Below are 15,871 nucleotides of genomic sequence, written 5' to 3'. Positions count from 1 at the left end.
TTTGGACAAGGCAACGATCAGGGAGTCAAGAATGATCATCGGCGTGACGGGCGGCATCGCCTCAGGCAAGTCCACGGTGGCGCGGGCATTTGCCGCGCGAGGCATCCCCTGGGTGGATGCCGACGAGGTGGCCCGGGAAGTCGTGGCCCCGGGCGAGCCGGCTCTCGGCGACATCACCGAGCACTTCGGCCACGATGTCCTCGCGCCCGACGGCAGCCTGAATCGCCGAGCACTGCGGGAGATCGTCTTCGCCGATACCGAGGCGCGAGAGCAGTTGGAGAAGATCACTCATCCGCGAATCCGCGAACGGCTGGTGGCCCACCTCGGGCGGCTCCAGGATCAGGGTGCCCCCTACGTGCTGCTTATCTCCCCGCTGCTGTTCGAGTCCGGCCAGGACACGATGGTCGATCGCTGTCTGGTCATCGATGTCCCCGAGACCACCCAGATTACCCGCACAGCGGCTCGCGACGGGGTGGACGAGGCTCAGGCGCGGGCCATCGTCGCGGCCCAGATGCCACGGGCACAGCGCCTGGCGCGGGCCGATGACGTGATCGACAATGCCACCGACGAGGCGGACCTGGCCGCGCAGGTGGCCGAACTCGACCGTCAGTACCGGCAAGCCGTCGGTTTGCCTCCCGAGCCTTGATTCGTCATCCTTCCCCGACATCCTGCCGAAAGCGACATCGTATGAACATGCAAGACACCGCGCGCCCCCTGGAAGTCGCCTGCCCGCAGTGCCGCAAGAAGGTGCTGTGGCGCGAGGACAACCCCTACCGCCCCTTCTGCAGCAAGCGTTGCCGCCTGCTCGACCTAGGCGCCTGGGCCGACGAATCACATCGCATCGCCGGGGAGCCGGCCATGGACGAGAGCGACCTGGACGCCCTGCTGGCACGCGCGGACAGGGACGGCGAATCGTCGTGAGCGGAAACGGGCAGCGCCCGGCGTACCACCTGCTGGCCAAGCTGGAGTCCTGCTTCGATCACCTGGTGGAAGAGACTGATGACCTGGTAACGACCTGGCAGGCCTCGGGTGCCTCAGCCTGGTCCTTCGCGCAAGAAACTGCCGATGACGCCTGGCTACGCCATGTCCTGCTCGATGTCTGGTACCAGGACGGCCAGGACGGCCGCGCGACCCGCAGGCATGTGGGCCTGGTGGCTGCCGACGAGAAGGTGATGGAAGCGGTCGTTCGGGTGAATGCCACCAAGAAGGCCTTCGCCGCCCTGCTGGCGGAGATACGCAGCGAAGTTCCATCGCTGATCCCGGAGATCAAGGCGGTACTGCCCTTCCGGCATCCGGCCTTGCACGACCACCTGCGAGGCACGGGACTCGCCAGGCTTCATCTCAAACAGTGTTGGCGGACGATTCCCATGGCCGAGGCTCCGGTGGCCCGCGTGCGCCTGGCCTGGTATGCCAGCGGGCGCTCGATCAAGCGGCTGACGGTGCGCGAGGCCGAGGACAAGCTGCTGGCTCTGGACAGTGAAGCCCCTCACGTGCGCATCCAACTGCGCCAATTGGCCGGCATCCCTGATGGTGAACCGCTGGCCCAGGTGCAGAGCCAGGCACCACTGATGCGTGCCAACCTCTTCTATCGCGAACCGCTCCAGGATGGCCGCAGCCGGCGGGCCATGAACATCGCCCTGCCGCTGTTCGTGCCGAGCCCCGACGGCCGGCTGCCCGACCACAACCTGCCTCCTTCTCACCCGCCTGCCACTCGCACCCGGGCCCGACGCAGCGATGAGCGACTGGAGGACACGGCCTTCCTGCCGAGTCTGCGCGTCTATCGATACAGGTGAGCGGTGCCGCCGATGACCGACTGGGTGAGCGGTGCTGACACTGACGGCATGGGCAACGGTTTCGTCAGGCAATCCGGCCGAGGGACTCGAGGGTCCGCAGCAGGCTGCTGACGCTCTCCGCCGGCAGGCTGTACTCGGTCATCAGGGCCTTGAGGCGCTGTTCGAAGGCACGCTGAAGGGCCTGCTCGTCCTGACGCGCGGCAAGCTCCTCCTGTTCAAGGCGTTCCAATGAACGGACCGGCGGGCCGGTAGGAATATCGAATTTGCTGTCGGGACGATCGAGTTCGCGCAGTGCATCTGCGAAGGCATCATCGAGTTCGCGAAACTTGCGCAACTTCTCTCGCTCGTCCATGGGCTGTCGCTGATCGGGTGATTTCATTGGCTTCCAATGCTGTCGAGACGAAGACCTTGGCGGGAATGAGGAAGAAACAGGCCTTCGTCAGTACTCGGGAACAACGACGCCGCCCCTAAGAGCGGCGTCGTGCCTTCAAGTATCGTAATTCATTCCTCGACACGCACCAGCCATGACTCGACGGTATCGGAGCCGTGTTCGTCCTTCCAGGCCTTGAGGGTCTTCTGATTACCGCCGCGGGTTTCCACGACTTCGCCGGTATTGGGGTTCTTGTAGATCTTCAGCTTGCGCTTGCGGCGAGTACCGCCGGTGGCCGGGGCGGCGGCAGTGCTTCGAGTCGCCGAGGCCGGCTTGGGGTCGATCAGGGCGATGACATCGGCGGCGCTCTTGCCGTACTCGCGCATCAATGATTCGAGCTTTTCCTTGAACTCGAGTTCGGCCTTGAGGCGATCGTCGTTCTGCAGCTTGTCCAGTTCCGACTGGAGTTGCTTGAGCTGCTGCTCCATCTGCATGTAGTTGCTGAGCAGTGATGACATATAAATAGTTCCTTCGCGGGGATGACAGGATGCAGCGGCATTATTGCCTTTTAATACTTCCTTGGCAACAGTATGCACAGGCTTCCGGAGTTCGTCTAACAACATTCAGGAGATCTAGCGGCATACTTATCAACATAAACCCATGAAAACAAGTCGACTCGGAGAACTGATAGAACAAGAACAACGACAATTCGTTCGATGAGATGTGTTTCGCGCCATGAAAAGCCTGGCACACACAAAGGCGCCACCCCGAGGGGTGGCGCCTTGTCTTGCCAAGCAGAGCCAAGCAGAAGGGACAGGGTCCCTGCCGCTATCAGTCCTGGCCCATCTGCTGCTTGATGAGATCACCGATGGTGGTCGGGCCACCGCTCTCGGGAGACTCCTCACGAAGCTTCTTGAGGTTCTGGCGAGTGTCGTCCTGATCCTTGGCCTTGACGGACAAGGCAATCTGACGATTCTTGCGGTCGACACCAACGATACGCGCCTCGACGCTATCGCCTTCATTCAGCACGTTGCGGGCATCTTCGACGCGATCGGCGCTGATCTCAGAAGCCTTCAGCACGGCGACGACATCGGTGGCCAGCTCGACCTGGGCTTCCTTGGCGTCGACCTCGATTACGCGGCCGGTGACGATGGAGCCCTTGTCGTTGACGGCCAGGAACTCGGACACCGGATCGGTATCGAGCTGCTTGATGCCCAGTGAGATGCGCTCACGCTCCGGATCGATAGAGAGGATGACGGCTTCCGCCTCGTCGCCCTTCTTGAACTGACGAACGGCTTCCTCGCCGGTATCGGTCCAGGAGATGTCGGACAGGTGCACCAGGCCGTCGATACCGCCTTCCAGGCCGATGAAGATGCCGAAGTCGGTGATCGACTTGATGGTGCCGGTGACGCGGTCGCCCTTGTTGTAGCGCGCGTTGAAGTCTTCCCAGGGATTGGTGGTGCACTGCTTGATACCCAGAGAGATGCGGCGACGCTCTTCGTCGATATCCAGCACCATGACGTCCACATCGTCGCCGACCTGCACGACCTTGGACGGATGGATGTTCTTGTTGGTCCAGTCCATCTCGGAGACGTGGACCAGACCCTCGACACCCTCTTCCAGCTCGGCGAAGCAGCCGTAGTCGGTGAGATTGGTGACGGTGGCATGCACCTTGGTGCCTTCCGGGTAACGATCCTTGATGTTGACCCAGGGATCCTCGCCCAGCTGCTTCAAGCCCAGGGAGACGCGGTTGCGCTCGCGATCGAACTTGAGCACCTTGACGTTGATCTCGTCGCCGACATTGACGATTTCGCTGGGATGCTTGATGCGCTTCCAGGCCATGTCGGTGATGTGCAGCAGGCCATCAACGCCACCCAGGTCGACGAAGGCGCCGTAGTCGGTGAGGTTCTTGACGATACCGATGATCTGCTGGCCTTCCTGCAGGGTCGCCAGGAGAGCTTCACGCTCGGCGCTGTTCTCGGCCTCGAGCACGGCGCGACGCGACACGACGACGTTGTTGCGCTTGGCGTCGAGCTTGATGACCTTGAAATCGAGTTCCTTGTTCTCCAGGTGGGTGGTGTCGCGCACGGGGCGCACATCCACCAGAGAACCCGGCAGGAAGGCACGGATGGAGTCGACGTCGACGGTGAAGCCGCCCTTGACCTTGCCGTTGATCACGCCCTTGACGATCTCTTCCTTCTCGAAGGCGGCTTCCAGCACCTTCCACGCTTCGGCGCGCTTGGCCTTCTCGCGGGACAGGCGTGTCTCGCCGAACCCGTCCTCGACGGCTTCCAGGGCGACATGCACCTCATCGCCAATGGCGATGGTCAGCTCGCCATTGTCGTCGCGGAACTGGGCCGCGGGGATCTGACCTTCTGACTTCAGGCCGGCATTGACGGTGACCCAGTCGCCGTCGATGTCGACGATGGTTGCCAGGACGATGGCACCCGGCTCCATATTGATGTCATTGAGAGACTGTTCAAACAACTCAGCAAAGCTTTCGCTCATGATGTTCCTACGTGATCAACGTTGAGTACGGCGTTACCGCCTTCTCCGCACCACCAGCGAGTGCGGGCCTTATTTACCAAACCCCCGGGGATGTTGGCGCTGGTTCGACCTGACCCGGCTCACGGCTAATTTTGTACAACCAAGAAATGCCGGATCACGTCATTACATCCTGCCGGAGGCGCCGCAAGGGAGAGTCAGGTGTCGGGTGCCAGACCGCGTTCGGTCAGCAGTTCCGTCAGCCGATCCACCACTTCCGGTATCGTCAGGCGCGTGGAATCAAGCGTGATGGCATCATCGGCCGGCTTGAGCGGGGCCACACTGCGCTGCGTGTCACGTGCATCGCGCGCCTGAATCTCCTTTAAAAGACTCGATAGACTAGCATCGACCCCGGCGTCCTGCAACTGGCGCTGACGGCGATGGGCCCGTTCATCGGCGCTCGCGGTGAGGAATATCTTGAGCGGTGCATCCGTGAAAACCACGGTGCCCATGTCGCGGCCGTCGGCGACCAGACCGGGCGCCTGGAGAAAGTCGCGCTGACGTTGCAGCAGGGCCTGGCGCACTGCGGGCAGCGCGGCCACCCGCGAAGCCGCGTCGCCCACCTGCTCGGTGCGGATCGTGGTCGTGGCATCCTGCCCTTCCAGCAACACGGTGGTGGCATCTTCTTCGGCGACGAAGACCACATCGAGGTCGCGTGCCACCTCGGCCAGCGCGGCTTCCTCGTCCAGGGGCACCTCATGTTTAACGGCAGCCAGCGCGGTCAGCCGATAGAGTGCCCCGCTGTCCAGCAGGTGCCAGCCCAGCCGCTCGGCGACCAGGCGGCTGATGGTGCCCTTGCCCGCGCCACCTGGCCCATCGATGGTCAGGACGGGAGGCGCGTTCGATGCGGAAGTCGTGCTCATGCGCCCTCCTCACTGGACTGTTCTTCGTGAAGGCTCAGCCCGACCCGGCGTGCCAGGTCGATGAAGCCGGGGAAGGACGTCGCCACATTGGCGCAATCGTCGATGACGATCTCCTCGCTTGCCCGCAGGGCGGCGATGGTAAAGGCCATGGCGATACGGTGATCGCCCAGGCTATCGATCCAGCCACCGCCGTAGTTAGGGCCTTCGGTGCTGCCACCGCCGACGATGTTGATACCATCTTCGCGCAGGCTATGCTCGACGCCGAGGGAAGCCAGGCCGTCGGCCATCGCCTGCAGACGGTCGGACTCCTTGACGCGCAGCTCCTCGGCCCCTTGCAGGCGGGTCGTCCCCTCTGCATTGGCCGCGGCGATGAACAGCGCCGGGAACTCGTCGATGGCCAGCGGCACCTGATCGACAGGAATCTCGATGCCCTTGAGCGGCGCGTAACGGATATGCAAGTCGGCTACCGGCTCGCCGCCCACCTCGTGCTGATTATCCAGGCGCAGATCGGCGCCCATCAGCTGAAGAATGTTGATCACGCCGATACGCGTCGGGTTGATGCCGACATGCTCGAGCACCAGGTCTGACTCCGGGGTGATCGCCGCCGCCACCAAGAAGAAGGCGGCGGACGAGATGTCGCTGGGCACGTCGATGGGCGCGGCGGTCAGTTTGCCCCCGCCATGCAGCCAGCAGGTGTCGCCGTCGCGGTGCACCTCGTAGCCGAAGCCCTGGAGCATGCGTTCGGTATGGTCACGGGTCGGCGCCGGCTCGCGCACCCGTGTCTCGCCCTGGGCATAGAGGCCGGCCAGCAGCAGGCAGGACTTCACCTGGGCGCTGGCCATGGGCATATCATAGCTGATGCCCTGGAGCGACTTGCCGCCATGGAGTTGCAGCGGTGGGCGACCGCCCTCGGCAGTATCGATCTCGGCGCCCATGAGGCGCAGGGGATCGGCTACCCGCCCCATGGGTCGCCTGGTCAACGAAGCATCGCCCGTCAGCTCGGTATCGAACGCCTGGCCGGCCAGCAACCCGGCGAAGAGGCGCATGGCGGTACCGGCATTGCCCACGTAGAGCGGCCCGGAAGGCGCCTTGAGGCCATGCATGCCCACGCCATGCACGGTGACCCGCCCCTGGTGCGGGCCTTCGATGGCCACGCCCATTTCACGAAAGGCCTGCAGGGTGGCCAGGCTATCCTCGCCCTCGAGAAAACCCTTCACCTCGGTAACACCTTCGGCCAGCGCACCGAGCATGATGGAGCGGTGGGAGATCGACTTGTCGCCGGGCACGCGAATTCGCCCGTTGACGCCACCGCCAGGACTCACCCGGTAGCGCAGCTTGCCGTGTTGTTGCATCTGATACTCCGCCTGATAGCTGGTCTGGTTGAGCAGGGATTCGAAATAGTGTCGAGCGTGACTGGCCCGGTCGAAGGTGGCCAGCATGGCATCGCCGTCGCCGCGCTCCACCGCGCGACGCAGCCGGGCAATGCCGACTTCGAAATCGTCAAGCGAGGCGAGGACGGCATCGCGATTGGCGACGAAGATATCGCGCCACATCACCGGGTCGCTGCCGGCGATGCGGGTGAAGTCGCGAAACCCGCCGGCGGCATAGCGGAAGATCTCCAGACGCTCGTCCTGGCGGGCCAGGGTATCCACCAGCGAGAAGGCCAGCAGGTGCGGCAGGTGGCTGGTTCTCGCCAGCACCTGATCGTGGCGAGCCACGTCCATCTCCAGCACCTCGGCCCCGGCGGCTGCCCAGAGCGCGCGCACCCTGGCCGTGGCGGCCGGGTCGGTATCCGGCTCGGGGGTGAGAATTACCTTGTGACGGTCGAAAAGGCGCGGATTGGCGGCGGCCACCCCATTCTTCTCGGAGCCGGCGATGGGATGGCCGAGCACCAGGTTGGCCGGCATGCGCCCGAAGGCGGCCAGGGCGGCCTCACGGATCGCCGCCTTGGTGCTGCCTACATCGGTGACGACGACATCGGGTGCAGCGTGATCCAGGCAGGCGGCCAATGCCTTCATCACGCCGGCCATGGCCAGCACGGGCACGGCCAGCACCACCAGCGTCGCGCCATCGACCATCGCCTCGAGACAGGTATCGCCGCGATCGATCAGGCCCATGTCGACACCCCGGGCGATCTCGTCGGCATCCGGGTCACAAGCGACTATTTCATTTGCCGCCCCGAACCCGGCGGAGCTATCTGTAGCCGCCCCGAACCTGGCGGCGCTCTCTGTAACCGCCCCGAACCCGGCGGCCCTGAGGGCGGCGGCGAGCGAGCCGCCGATCAGCCCTAGGCCGACGATCAGGATGCGCCGCTCATCAGGCGGCTGCTTCACGATATCCGCCATCCCTCAGAGGACGCCGACGGGATAGGAGCCGAGCACCTTCACCTCGGCGGCGCGCAGCTGGACCTCCTCGAGCATGGCCGCGACTCGCGGCTCCTCGCGATGCCCCTTGAAGTCGATGAAGAACACATAGTTCCACACGCCGGTACGCGACGGGCGTGTCTCGAGACGCGTCATATCGATCTGGTGACGATGGAAGGGCTCGAGCAGGTCGTGCAGGGCCCCCGGCTGATTGCGCATCGCGACCACCAGCGAGGTCTTGTCCTCGCCGGAAATGGGCACATCCTGATTACCGATGATCAGAAAGCGGGTGGAGTTATCCGGCCGGTCTTCGATCTTCTCGGCCAGCCTGGCGAGCCCGTAGAGCTTGGCGGCCATGTCACCGGCGATCGCAGCGCTGTGCCACTCGGTCTTGACCAGCCGGGCGGCCTCGGCGTTTGAAGAGACCGGTACCCGCTCGGCCTGGGGAAAGTGGGCGTCGATCCACTTGCGACACTGGGCGAAGGACTGCGGATGGGAGTAGATCCGTGAAACCTTGTCAAGACGCGTCGTCTCGGACACCAGCAGGTGATGGTGGATACGCAGCACGACCTCGCCGCAGATGCGCAGGCTGGAGTCCATGAAAGAATCCAGGGTGTGGTTGATCACACCCTCGGTAGAGTTCTCGACAGGTACCACGCCATAGTTGACGGCGCCGGCCTCTACCTCGCGGAACACCTCATCGATGGCGGCCATCGGCAGACTGATCGCGCTCTCGCCGAAGTGCTTGATGGCGGCCTGCTGGGTGAAGGTACCCTCCGGCCCCAGGTAGGCGACCTTAACCGGCTGCTCGAGGGCCAGGCAGGCCGACATGATCTCGCGGAACAGTCGCGCCATTTCCTCACTGTCCAGGGGGCCCTTGTTGAGCTCCATGATACGGCGCAGCACCTGGGCTTCTCGCTCGGGCCGGTAGAAGATCGAACCGGGTTCATGGTCCGCCTTGATCTCGGCCACCTGCTGAGCAGAGGCCGCCCGCTCGCTGATCAGGCGCAGGATGTCATTGTCCAGGGCATCGATGCGCTGCCTCAATGCCTCGAGGTCGTTGGGGGTATCGGTCATGTTTGTCCCCTGATTATCGTGTGTTTAGCCATCGGGTAGCCACCGGGGTCAGACCCTTAAATGGATTTAGGGGTGGGTCTTCCCTAAATCCATTTAAGGGTCTGACCCCAAGCAGAAACCCCAAGCAGAATTACCCCCACCGCTTCTCGAAATCCGCCATGAAGGCCACCAGGGCATCCACGGCCTGTTCGGGCACGGCATTGTAGAGGCTGGCCCGCATGCCACCGACGCTGCGGTGCCCCTTGAGGTTGAGTAGCCCCGCCGCCTCGGCCTCCTCCAGGAACGGGCGGTCCAGGCGCGGGTCGGCGAGCACGAAGGGCACGTTCATCCGCGAGCGATTGCGCAGCGTGATCGGATTGGCATAGAGCCCGCTGCCGTCGATGGCCGCATAGAGACGCGCCGCCTTGCGGGTATTGATGGCGTCCATGGCCGTCAGTCCGCCGACGTCGTTCTTCAGCCAGTCGAAGACCAGTCCCGCCAGATACCAGCTGTAGGTCGCCGGGGTGTTGACCATCGAGCTCGCCTCGCTGAGTGTCTTGTAGCCGAAGAGCGAGGGCATGTAATCGCACGCCTGATCCAGCAGGTCATCGCGCACGATCACCACCACCAGGCCGGCGGGCCCGATGTTCTTCTGGGCACCGGCATAGATCACCCCGAACCTGGAGACATCGAGGGGGCCGGAGAGGAGGCTCGAGGACATGTCGCAGACCAGAGGCACCAGCGTGCCATCCGGCCGCCTCGCCTCGGGTATATAGTCGAACTCGAGCCCGCCGATGGTCTCATTGGCGGTGTAGTGCAGGTAGGCGGCGTCTTCGGAGAGGACGATGTCTTCCTGACGGGGGACGGCGCTGTGACCGTTATCCTCGCTGCAGGCGGCCACGTGGACGTCGCCGAACAGATGGCGGGCCTCGCTGATCGCCTTCTTGCCCCAGATGCCGGTATGCAGGAAGTTGGCACGACCGCCCGCCCCCAGCAGGTTGTAGGGCAGCGCGGCAAACTGCAGGCTGGCCCCACCCTGGGTGAAGAGCACCCGATAGTTGTCGGGAATGGCCAGCAGCTCGCGCAGGTCGGCTTCGGCACGCTCGGCAATGGCGACGAACGCCTCACCGCGATGGCTCATCTCCATCACCGAGAGGCCGCGGCCGTGGTAGTCCAGCAGCTCGTCCCGGGCTCGCTCCAGCACGGCCGTAGGCAGCGCGGCCGGGCCGGCACAAAAATTGTAGTGACGTGTCATCAGCGTAGCGTGTCCTTATTCCTGGTCTGGCTGACCACCGGCATCTTCCGCACCGGCCGTCGGCGTCCCATCGTCAGGTGACGCAGAGCCGGTCTCCCCCGCCTCCTCGGGAGCCGTCGCCGTATCTTCGGGCTCGTCGATTCGCACGGTCTTGACCAGCTTCTCGTCGTTGCCCTGGCGAATCAGCATCACGCCCTGGGTGTTACGCGAGGTGATCGAGACCTCCTCGACCCGAGTGCGCACCAGGGTGCCGCGGTCAGTGATCAGCATCATCTCGTCGGTAGGGTAGACCTGCATGGCCGCCACCAGGGCGCCATTGCGCTCGCTGGTCTGCATGGCGATCACGCCCTGGCCGCCGCGCCCGCGCAGCGGGAACTCCTCGAGGCGGGTTCGCTTGCCGTAGCCGTTCTCACTGGCCGTCAAGATATAGATCTGGCCGCCGTTGCCGTTCTCGACGCTGGTGCCCTCCTCGGCCTCGACCTCGACATCGGCTTCGGCGTCGATCTGCTGGCTCTGCGGAATGATCAGGCTGATCACCTCGGCATTCCCGAGCAACCGCATGCCACGCACGCCACGGGCGGTGCGGCCCATGGCGCGCACGTTGGACTCCTCGAAGCGAATCGCCTTGCCGTTGGACGAGAGCAGCATGACGTGGTCGCTGCCGGTGGTGATGGCGGCACCCACCAGGCGGTCACCCTCATCGAGATCGATGGCGATCAAGCCAACGCTACGCGGCCGCGAGAACTGCTCGAGGCTGGTGCGCTTGACGGTGCCGCGGGCAGTGGCGAAGAAGATGTAGTTCTCGGCATGGTAATCACGCACCGGCAGTATGGCGTTGATCGCCTCGCCCTCGTCCAGCGGCAGCAGGTTGACCAGCGGCTTGCCCCGCGAGCCACGGCTGGCGACGGGCATCTCGTAGACCTTGAGCCAGTAGACCTTGCCACGATTGGAGAACAGCAACACGGTGTCGTGGGTCGAGGCCACCAGCAGGTGCTCGATGACGTCCTCGTCCTTCATCGCCGTGGCCGACTTGCCGCGCCCACCACGGCGCTGGGCATGGTAGTCGGAAAGCGGCTGGGTCTTGGCATAGCCGGTACGCGACACGGTGACCACCATGTCTTCTTCGGCGATCAGGTCTTCGAGGCGCAGGTCCAGGTGGCTGGCCTGGATCTCGGTCTTGCGCGGGTTGCTGAACTGATCGCGCACAGCGTTCAGCTCTTCGCGGATCACCTCGAGCAGCCGCTCGGCAGAAGCCAGGATGGCGGTGAGTTCGGCGATCTTCTCGAGAATCGATAGGTACTCATCGAGCAGCTTCTCGGTCTCGAGGCCGGTCAGTCGGTGCAGGCGCAATTCAAGGATGGCCTGAGCCTGAGCCGGCGACAGGCGGTACTCGCTGCCGGTCTGGTTGAGGCCGAAACCCTCCTCCAGGTCCTCAGGCTTGCAGGAAGTGGCCCCGGCACGTTCGAGCATGGCGGTGACCTGCCCCGGCTGCCAGGACTGGGCCAGCAGCTTTTCCTTGGCCTCGGAGGCATTCGGCGAGGCCTTGATCAGCTCGATCACCTCATCGATGTTGGAGATGGCGACGGCCAGGCCTTCGAGGATATGGCCGCGCTCGCGGGCCTTCTTGAGTTCGAAGAGCGTACGCCGGGTGACCACCTCGCGACGGTGGCGAATGAAGGCCTCGAGCACCTCCTTGAGGTTGAGGATCTTGGGCTGGCCATCCTCGATGGCCACCATGTTGATGCCGAACACGTTCTGCAACTGGGTCTGGGCGAAGAGGTTGTTGACCACCACCTCTCCGGATTCGCCGCGCTTGACCTCGATCACCACCCGCAAGCCGTCCTTGTCGGACTCGTCGCGCAGCTCGGCGATGCCCTCGATCTTCTTTTCCTTGACCAGCTCGGCGATCTTCTCGATCAGCCGCGCCTTGTTCACCTGGTAGGGCAACTCGCTGACGATGATGTGATCGCGACCGGTCTTGTCGTCGTGCTCGATGGTGTGGCAAGCACGCACATAGATGCGCCCGCGACCGGTACGGTAGGCCTCGAGGATGCCGGCACGGCCGTTGATGATGGCACCGGTAGGGAAGTCCGGCCCGGTGATGTGCTCCATGAGATCGTCGACGGTGAGGGTGTAGTCGTCGATCAGCGCCAGGCAGCCGTTGATGATCTCGGCCATGTTGTGGGGCGGGATATTGGTCGCCATGCCCACGGCGATGCCGGAGGAGCCGTTGATCAGCAGGTTGGGCACCTTGGTCGGCAGCACATCGGGAATGCGCTCGGTACCGTCGTAGTTGTCGACCCAGTCGACGGTGTCCTTCTCGAGATCGGCGAGCAGTTCATGGGCGAGCCGCGACATGCGGATCTCGGTGTAGCGCATGGCCGCGGCGTTGTCGCCGTCGATGGAGCCGAAGTTGCCCTGGCCGTCGACCAGCACGTGACGCATGGAGAAGTCCTGAGCCATGCGCACGATGGTGTCGTAGACGGCACTGTCGCCATGGGGGTGGTACTTACCGATGACATCGCCCACCACACGGGCAGACTTCTTGTACGGCTTGTTCCAGTCGTTGCCGAGCTCATGCATGGCAAACAGCACACGCCGGTGCACCGGCTTCAAGCCATCGCGCACGTCAGGCAGCGCACGGCCGATGATCACGCTCATCGCGTAATCGAGGTACGACTGCTTGAGCTCGTCCTCGATGTTGACTGGCAGAATCTCTCTGGCGATGTCACCCATGGGTCGTCGAATCCTTTGCACTGCAACAGGTTGGCGCGTCACGTGGCCGTGTCATGGCGCGCAATATCAGCCTGACATCATACCATCCCGATGGGTGCAAAGGGAGCTGTGCAAGGGGGCTACGGCAAGACCAGCGCTGCCATGGCCTCGCGGATCTCGCCACCGATCTCGATGGCCCGGTGGCTGGTCATGTCGAGCAGCACGAAGGTGATATCGGCGCTGGCCACCGGCTTGCCGTCGCGCACACGAAGGACCTCCTGATGCATGCGGGCACTGCGCGACCCGAGCTCGGCGAGCCGGGTCAGGACCTCCAGGTCGTCGCCGGCAACGGCAGCACGCCGATAGTCGATGTTGAGGTTGACCGCAACGAAGGCCACGTCGCCCTTCTGCAGGAACGCTGCCAGGCCAGGACGGTCGTCGAAGTACGCCCAGCGCCCCTCCTCAAGGAATTCCAGATAGCGGGCATTGTTCACATGCCCATAGCCATCCAGGTGATAACCTCTGACGCGCAGGGTGATATGGGAGATGCGGGAATCCATGCGGGTGCGCTCCTGTGCGGGCAAAGCCTCGATTCTAGTCAGAGTGGCAGCCAATTTTCAAACTATCGTTTGAATATCGATGTCTTGCGCTACCTTCTCATACGCTGGCACCAGCGCCTCTCTTTGGCCATAATGTGCCCTTTTCTCTCGGGAAATGCTCCATGTGGTTCAAGCACTTGCATCTCTACCGCCTGCACGACGCTCCGGAGCTGGATGCCGACAGCCTGGAAACCGCCCTGGGCGAGCAGGCCTTTCGCCCTCTGGGGGGAAGCGAGGCGAGGCGCCTCGGTTGGTCCGCCCCGGCCGGTCGCGCAGGGACGCAGCTGTTGCACGAACTGCAGGGCCAACGTCTGATGACCGCCCTGCGCCAGGAACGCATCCTGCCCGCCTCGGTGGTACGCGAGGAGGTCGAGGAGCGCAGCGAGGCCATCGAGACCCGCGAGGGGCGCAAGCTGCCCCGCAAGGAGAAGCTGGCGATCAAGGAAGAGGTCTACGAGGAGCTACTGCCACGCGCCTTCGTGCGCAGCCAGAAGATCGACCTGTGGTGGGACAGCCGCCGCCAGCTGATTGCCGTCAACGCCAGCTCCCGCAAGCGCGCCGAGGAACTTCTCGATCTGCTGCGCGAGACCCTGGGTAGCCTGAAGGTGACCCCGCTGGCCAGCCAGACACTGCCCATGCGGGCCATGACCACCTGGCTCGGCGATGCCGGCTCGCGCCCTGCCGACCTGGTACTCGGCGACCAGGTGGAGCTCAAGGCCAAGGGCGACGATGGCGTGCTGCGTGCCCGCCAGGTCGACCTCGACAGCGACGAGATCCAGCAGCTGCTGGAGAGCGGTCGGCAGGCCAGCAAGCTGGCACTCTCGATCGAAGGCCGGCTAAGCTTCGTGTTACATGACGATCTGGCGATCAAGTCGCTGCGCTTCGACGATGCCCTGATCGACGAGGCCTCCCAGACCGACGATGGCGATGATCCCCTGGTGCGCCTGGAGACCGACTTCATCCTGATGACCCAGGCGCTGGCAGAAAACATCGAGCGCCTGATCGAGTGGCTGGACGGCGAAGCCGGCTCTGCCGGTGACGCCCGCAGCATCTGATCGCTTCTGACCACAGCCTGGACCCCATGACCGAGACGCATCCCACTCCCGCAGCCGATCCCTGGGCCGAGATCCGCCCTTATCAGGACGATGAGGTGGCCGAGGTGCTCGAGCGCCTGGCCCATGATCCCGAGCTGCTCAATGCCCTGACCCGCTTCCGTCTACCGCGGCTCAGCCGCTTGATGCCACGCCTGTCGCGCGCTCTGGCCAGCGTCGCCGTCCGCCGTGAGGTACGTGACGTGACCGGCGTGCATGATTTCCAGATGCGCATCGCCAGCTATATGCAGCGCATGATCCGAACCTCCACCGACACCTTTCGGGTGGAGGGTCTCGATTCGCTGGACCCGGACAGCGCCTACCTGTTTATCGGCAACCATCGCGATATCTCGCTGGACCCGGCCTTCGTCAACTACGCCCTCTACCTGGCCGGGCGCGATACCGTGCGTATCGCCATCGGCGACAACTTGCTCAAGAAGCCCTACGTCAACGACCTGATGCGGCTCAACAAGAGCTTCATCGTGCCGCGCAGCGCCCGCGGCAAGCGCGCCATGCTGGCTGCCTACCAGAATCTCTCCGCCTACATCCGCCACTCCATTCTCGCGGACAACCACTCCATCTGGATGGCCCAGCGAGAGGGACGCGCCAAGGACGGCATCGACCGCACCGACCCGGCGATCATCAAGATGCTGACCATGGCCCGCCGCGGCCGCGAACGCCAGGCGAGCATCGGCGAGGCCATCGCTGAACTGCGCCTGGTGCCCGTCTCGATCAGCTACGAGTACGATCCCTGCGACCTGCAGAAGGCGAGGGAGCTGCACGCCATGCAGACCAGCGGCAACTACGAGAAGAGCGAGTTCGAGGACATCAGCTCCATCGTCGCCGGTATCACCGGCCACAAGGGACGGGTACAGCTCACCTTCGGCACCCCGCTTACGGCGGCGTTCGACGACCCCGATGCCGCGGCCGCCGAGATCGATCGCCAGGTGCTCGCCGGCTATCACCTCTTTCCCAGCCACTATCTGGCCCTGGAAGCGCTGGGCGAGGCTCCCGACCTGCTCGATCTGAGCGAGGTCAGCGACGCCGATCGCGCCCGCTTTCAGGCGCGCCTGCAGACCGTGCCGGATGACCTTCGCCGCTGGTGGCTGACCCAGTATGCCAATCCGGTGCTCAACAAGGCCGGTCGCTGCCCATAGAAAAGCGAGGCATGGGGTAAGAGACGTCCGGAGTGAGCGTACGAGCTAAGAGCCGGAAAGAGCTG

14 protein-coding genes are annotated in these 15,871 nt (G+C 64.0%); 5 read left to right on the top strand and 9 right to left on the bottom strand.

Features of this window, described 5'->3' with window-relative positions; translation table 11 throughout:
• The first annotated feature begins 31 nt into the window (after nucleotides 1-31).
• From coaE to U5L98_RS08685, 3 genes are read left to right on the top strand one after another with little or no spacing between them, the layout of a single operon-like run.
• Nucleotides 32-646: a dephospho-CoA kinase gene (coaE, locus tag U5L98_RS08695; protein WP_322557929.1), complete on the top strand. Its 615-nt coding sequence runs from the start codon at nucleotides 32-34 to the stop codon at nucleotides 644-646.
• A 47-nt stretch (nucleotides 647-693) separates the two neighbouring features.
• On the top strand, nucleotides 694-921 hold the full coding sequence (gene yacG / locus U5L98_RS08690) for a DNA gyrase inhibitor YacG (protein WP_416208252.1): 228 nt from the start codon (nucleotides 694-696) through the stop codon (nucleotides 919-921).
• Nucleotides 918-1,793, top strand: coding sequence for a DNA replication terminus site-binding protein (locus U5L98_RS08685; protein ID WP_322557927.1), 876 nt, complete (start codon nucleotides 918-920; stop codon nucleotides 1,791-1,793). Before yacG ends, U5L98_RS08685 begins: the two co-directional genes overlap by 4 nt.
• A gap of 64 nt (nucleotides 1,794-1,857) precedes the next feature.
• Here the strand turns inward: U5L98_RS08685 and U5L98_RS08680 are convergent, their stop codons facing one another.
• The 9 genes from U5L98_RS08680 to U5L98_RS08640 all read right to left on the bottom strand — a co-directional run bounded on the left by U5L98_RS08680 (nucleotide 1,858) and on the right by U5L98_RS08640 (nucleotide 13,519).
• A complete protein-coding gene (locus tag U5L98_RS08680; RefSeq protein WP_322557926.1) occupies nucleotides 1,858-2,172 on the bottom strand; it encodes a hypothetical protein in 315 nt (104 codons plus the stop codon).
• Nucleotides 2,173-2,294: 122 nt separating this feature from the next.
• Nucleotides 2,295-2,681, bottom strand: a complete 387-nt coding sequence (locus U5L98_RS08675; RefSeq protein WP_322557925.1) for a histone-like nucleoid-structuring protein, MvaT/MvaU family — start codon at nucleotides 2,679-2,681, stop codon at nucleotides 2,295-2,297.
• 313 nt (nucleotides 2,682-2,994) lie between these two features.
• Entirely contained in the window at nucleotides 2,995-4,671 is a 1,677-nt protein-coding gene (gene rpsA, locus U5L98_RS08670; protein ID WP_322557924.1) for a 30S ribosomal protein S1, read from the bottom strand.
• A gap of 194 nt (nucleotides 4,672-4,865) precedes the next feature.
• Complete coding sequence (gene cmk, locus U5L98_RS08665) at nucleotides 4,866-5,570, bottom strand: (d)CMP kinase (protein ID WP_322557923.1); 705 nt, start codon at nucleotides 5,568-5,570, stop codon at nucleotides 4,866-4,868.
• On the bottom strand, nucleotides 5,567-7,903 hold the full coding sequence (locus tag U5L98_RS08660; RefSeq protein ID WP_322557922.1) for a bifunctional prephenate dehydrogenase/3-phosphoshikimate 1-carboxyvinyltransferase: 2,337 nt from the start codon (nucleotides 7,901-7,903) through the stop codon (nucleotides 5,567-5,569). The genes cmk and U5L98_RS08660 overlap by 4 nt, the downstream gene beginning before the upstream one ends.
• Before the next feature lie 15 nt (nucleotides 7,904-7,918).
• Nucleotides 7,919-9,010 (bottom strand): prephenate dehydratase, encoded by a 1,092-nt coding sequence (gene pheA / locus U5L98_RS08655; RefSeq protein WP_322557921.1) that lies wholly within the window; start codon nucleotides 9,008-9,010, stop codon nucleotides 7,919-7,921.
• A 130-nt stretch (nucleotides 9,011-9,140) separates the two neighbouring features.
• A complete protein-coding gene (gene serC, locus U5L98_RS08650; RefSeq protein ID WP_322557920.1) occupies nucleotides 9,141-10,244 on the bottom strand; it encodes a 3-phosphoserine/phosphohydroxythreonine transaminase in 1,104 nt (367 codons plus the stop codon).
• A gap of 15 nt (nucleotides 10,245-10,259) precedes the next feature.
• Complete coding sequence (gene gyrA / locus U5L98_RS08645) at nucleotides 10,260-12,980, bottom strand: DNA gyrase subunit A (protein WP_322557919.1); 2,721 nt, start codon at nucleotides 12,978-12,980, stop codon at nucleotides 10,260-10,262.
• A gap of 119 nt (nucleotides 12,981-13,099) precedes the next feature.
• The gene (locus tag U5L98_RS08640) at nucleotides 13,100-13,519 is read right to left on the bottom strand and encodes an acyl-CoA thioesterase (RefSeq protein WP_416208229.1); all 420 of its coding nucleotides are present in this window, start codon (nucleotides 13,517-13,519) and stop codon (nucleotides 13,100-13,102) included.
• Between the two features lie 161 nt (nucleotides 13,520-13,680).
• Here U5L98_RS08640 and U5L98_RS08635 point away from each other — a divergent pair, with 161 nt between their 5' ends.
• Complete coding sequence (locus U5L98_RS08635; RefSeq protein ID WP_322557917.1) at nucleotides 13,681-14,613, top strand: recombination-associated protein RdgC; 933 nt, start codon at nucleotides 13,681-13,683, stop codon at nucleotides 14,611-14,613.
• 26 nt (nucleotides 14,614-14,639) lie between these two features.
• Nucleotides 14,640-15,806, top strand: a complete 1,167-nt coding sequence (locus U5L98_RS08630) for a 1-acyl-sn-glycerol-3-phosphate acyltransferase (protein ID WP_322557916.1) — start codon at nucleotides 14,640-14,642, stop codon at nucleotides 15,804-15,806.
• The last annotated feature ends 65 nt before the right edge of the window (nucleotides 15,807-15,871 follow it).

The organism is Halomonas sp. (genome assembly GCF_034520545.1).
Classification (GTDB): domain Bacteria; phylum Pseudomonadota; class Gammaproteobacteria; order Pseudomonadales; family Halomonadaceae; genus Halomonas.
Note: the sequence above shows the minus strand (reverse complement) of the source record. Positions and strands in the feature narration are given on the sequence as shown.

Excerpts from the sequence above, each read along its gene's own strand:
- gyrA (WP_322557919.1), bottom strand. The coding sequence starts at position 12,980 with ATGGGTGACATCGCCAGAGAGATTCTGCCAGTCAACATCGAGGACGAG.
- U5L98_RS08680 (WP_322557926.1), bottom strand. The coding sequence starts at position 2,172 with ATGAAATCACCCGATCAGCGACAGCCCATGGACGAGCGAGAGAAGTTG.
- U5L98_RS08630 (WP_322557916.1), top strand. The coding sequence starts at position 14,640 with ATGACCGAGACGCATCCCACTCCCGCAGCCGATCCCTGGGCCGAGATC.
- yacG (WP_416208252.1), top strand. The coding sequence starts at position 694 with ATGCAAGACACCGCGCGCCCCCTGGAAGTCGCCTGCCCGCAGTGCCGC.
- rpsA (WP_322557924.1), bottom strand. The coding sequence starts at position 4,671 with ATGAGCGAAAGCTTTGCTGAGTTGTTTGAACAGTCTCTCAATGACATC.
- pheA (WP_322557921.1), bottom strand. The coding sequence starts at position 9,010 with ATGACCGATACCCCCAACGACCTCGAGGCATTGAGGCAGCGCATCGAT.
- coaE (WP_322557929.1), top strand. The coding sequence starts at position 32 with ATGATCATCGGCGTGACGGGCGGCATCGCCTCAGGCAAGTCCACGGTG.
- U5L98_RS08635 (WP_322557917.1), top strand. The coding sequence starts at position 13,681 with ATGTGGTTCAAGCACTTGCATCTCTACCGCCTGCACGACGCTCCGGAG.
- U5L98_RS08675 (WP_322557925.1), bottom strand. The coding sequence starts at position 2,681 with ATGTCATCACTGCTCAGCAACTACATGCAGATGGAGCAGCAGCTCAAG.
- serC (WP_322557920.1), bottom strand. The coding sequence starts at position 10,244 with ATGACACGTCACTACAATTTTTGTGCCGGCCCGGCCGCGCTGCCTACG.
- cmk (WP_322557923.1), bottom strand. The coding sequence starts at position 5,570 with ATGAGCACGACTTCCGCATCGAACGCGCCTCCCGTCCTGACCATCGAT.
- U5L98_RS08640 (WP_416208229.1), bottom strand. The coding sequence starts at position 13,519 with ATGGATTCCCGCATCTCCCATATCACCCTGCGCGTCAGAGGTTATCAC.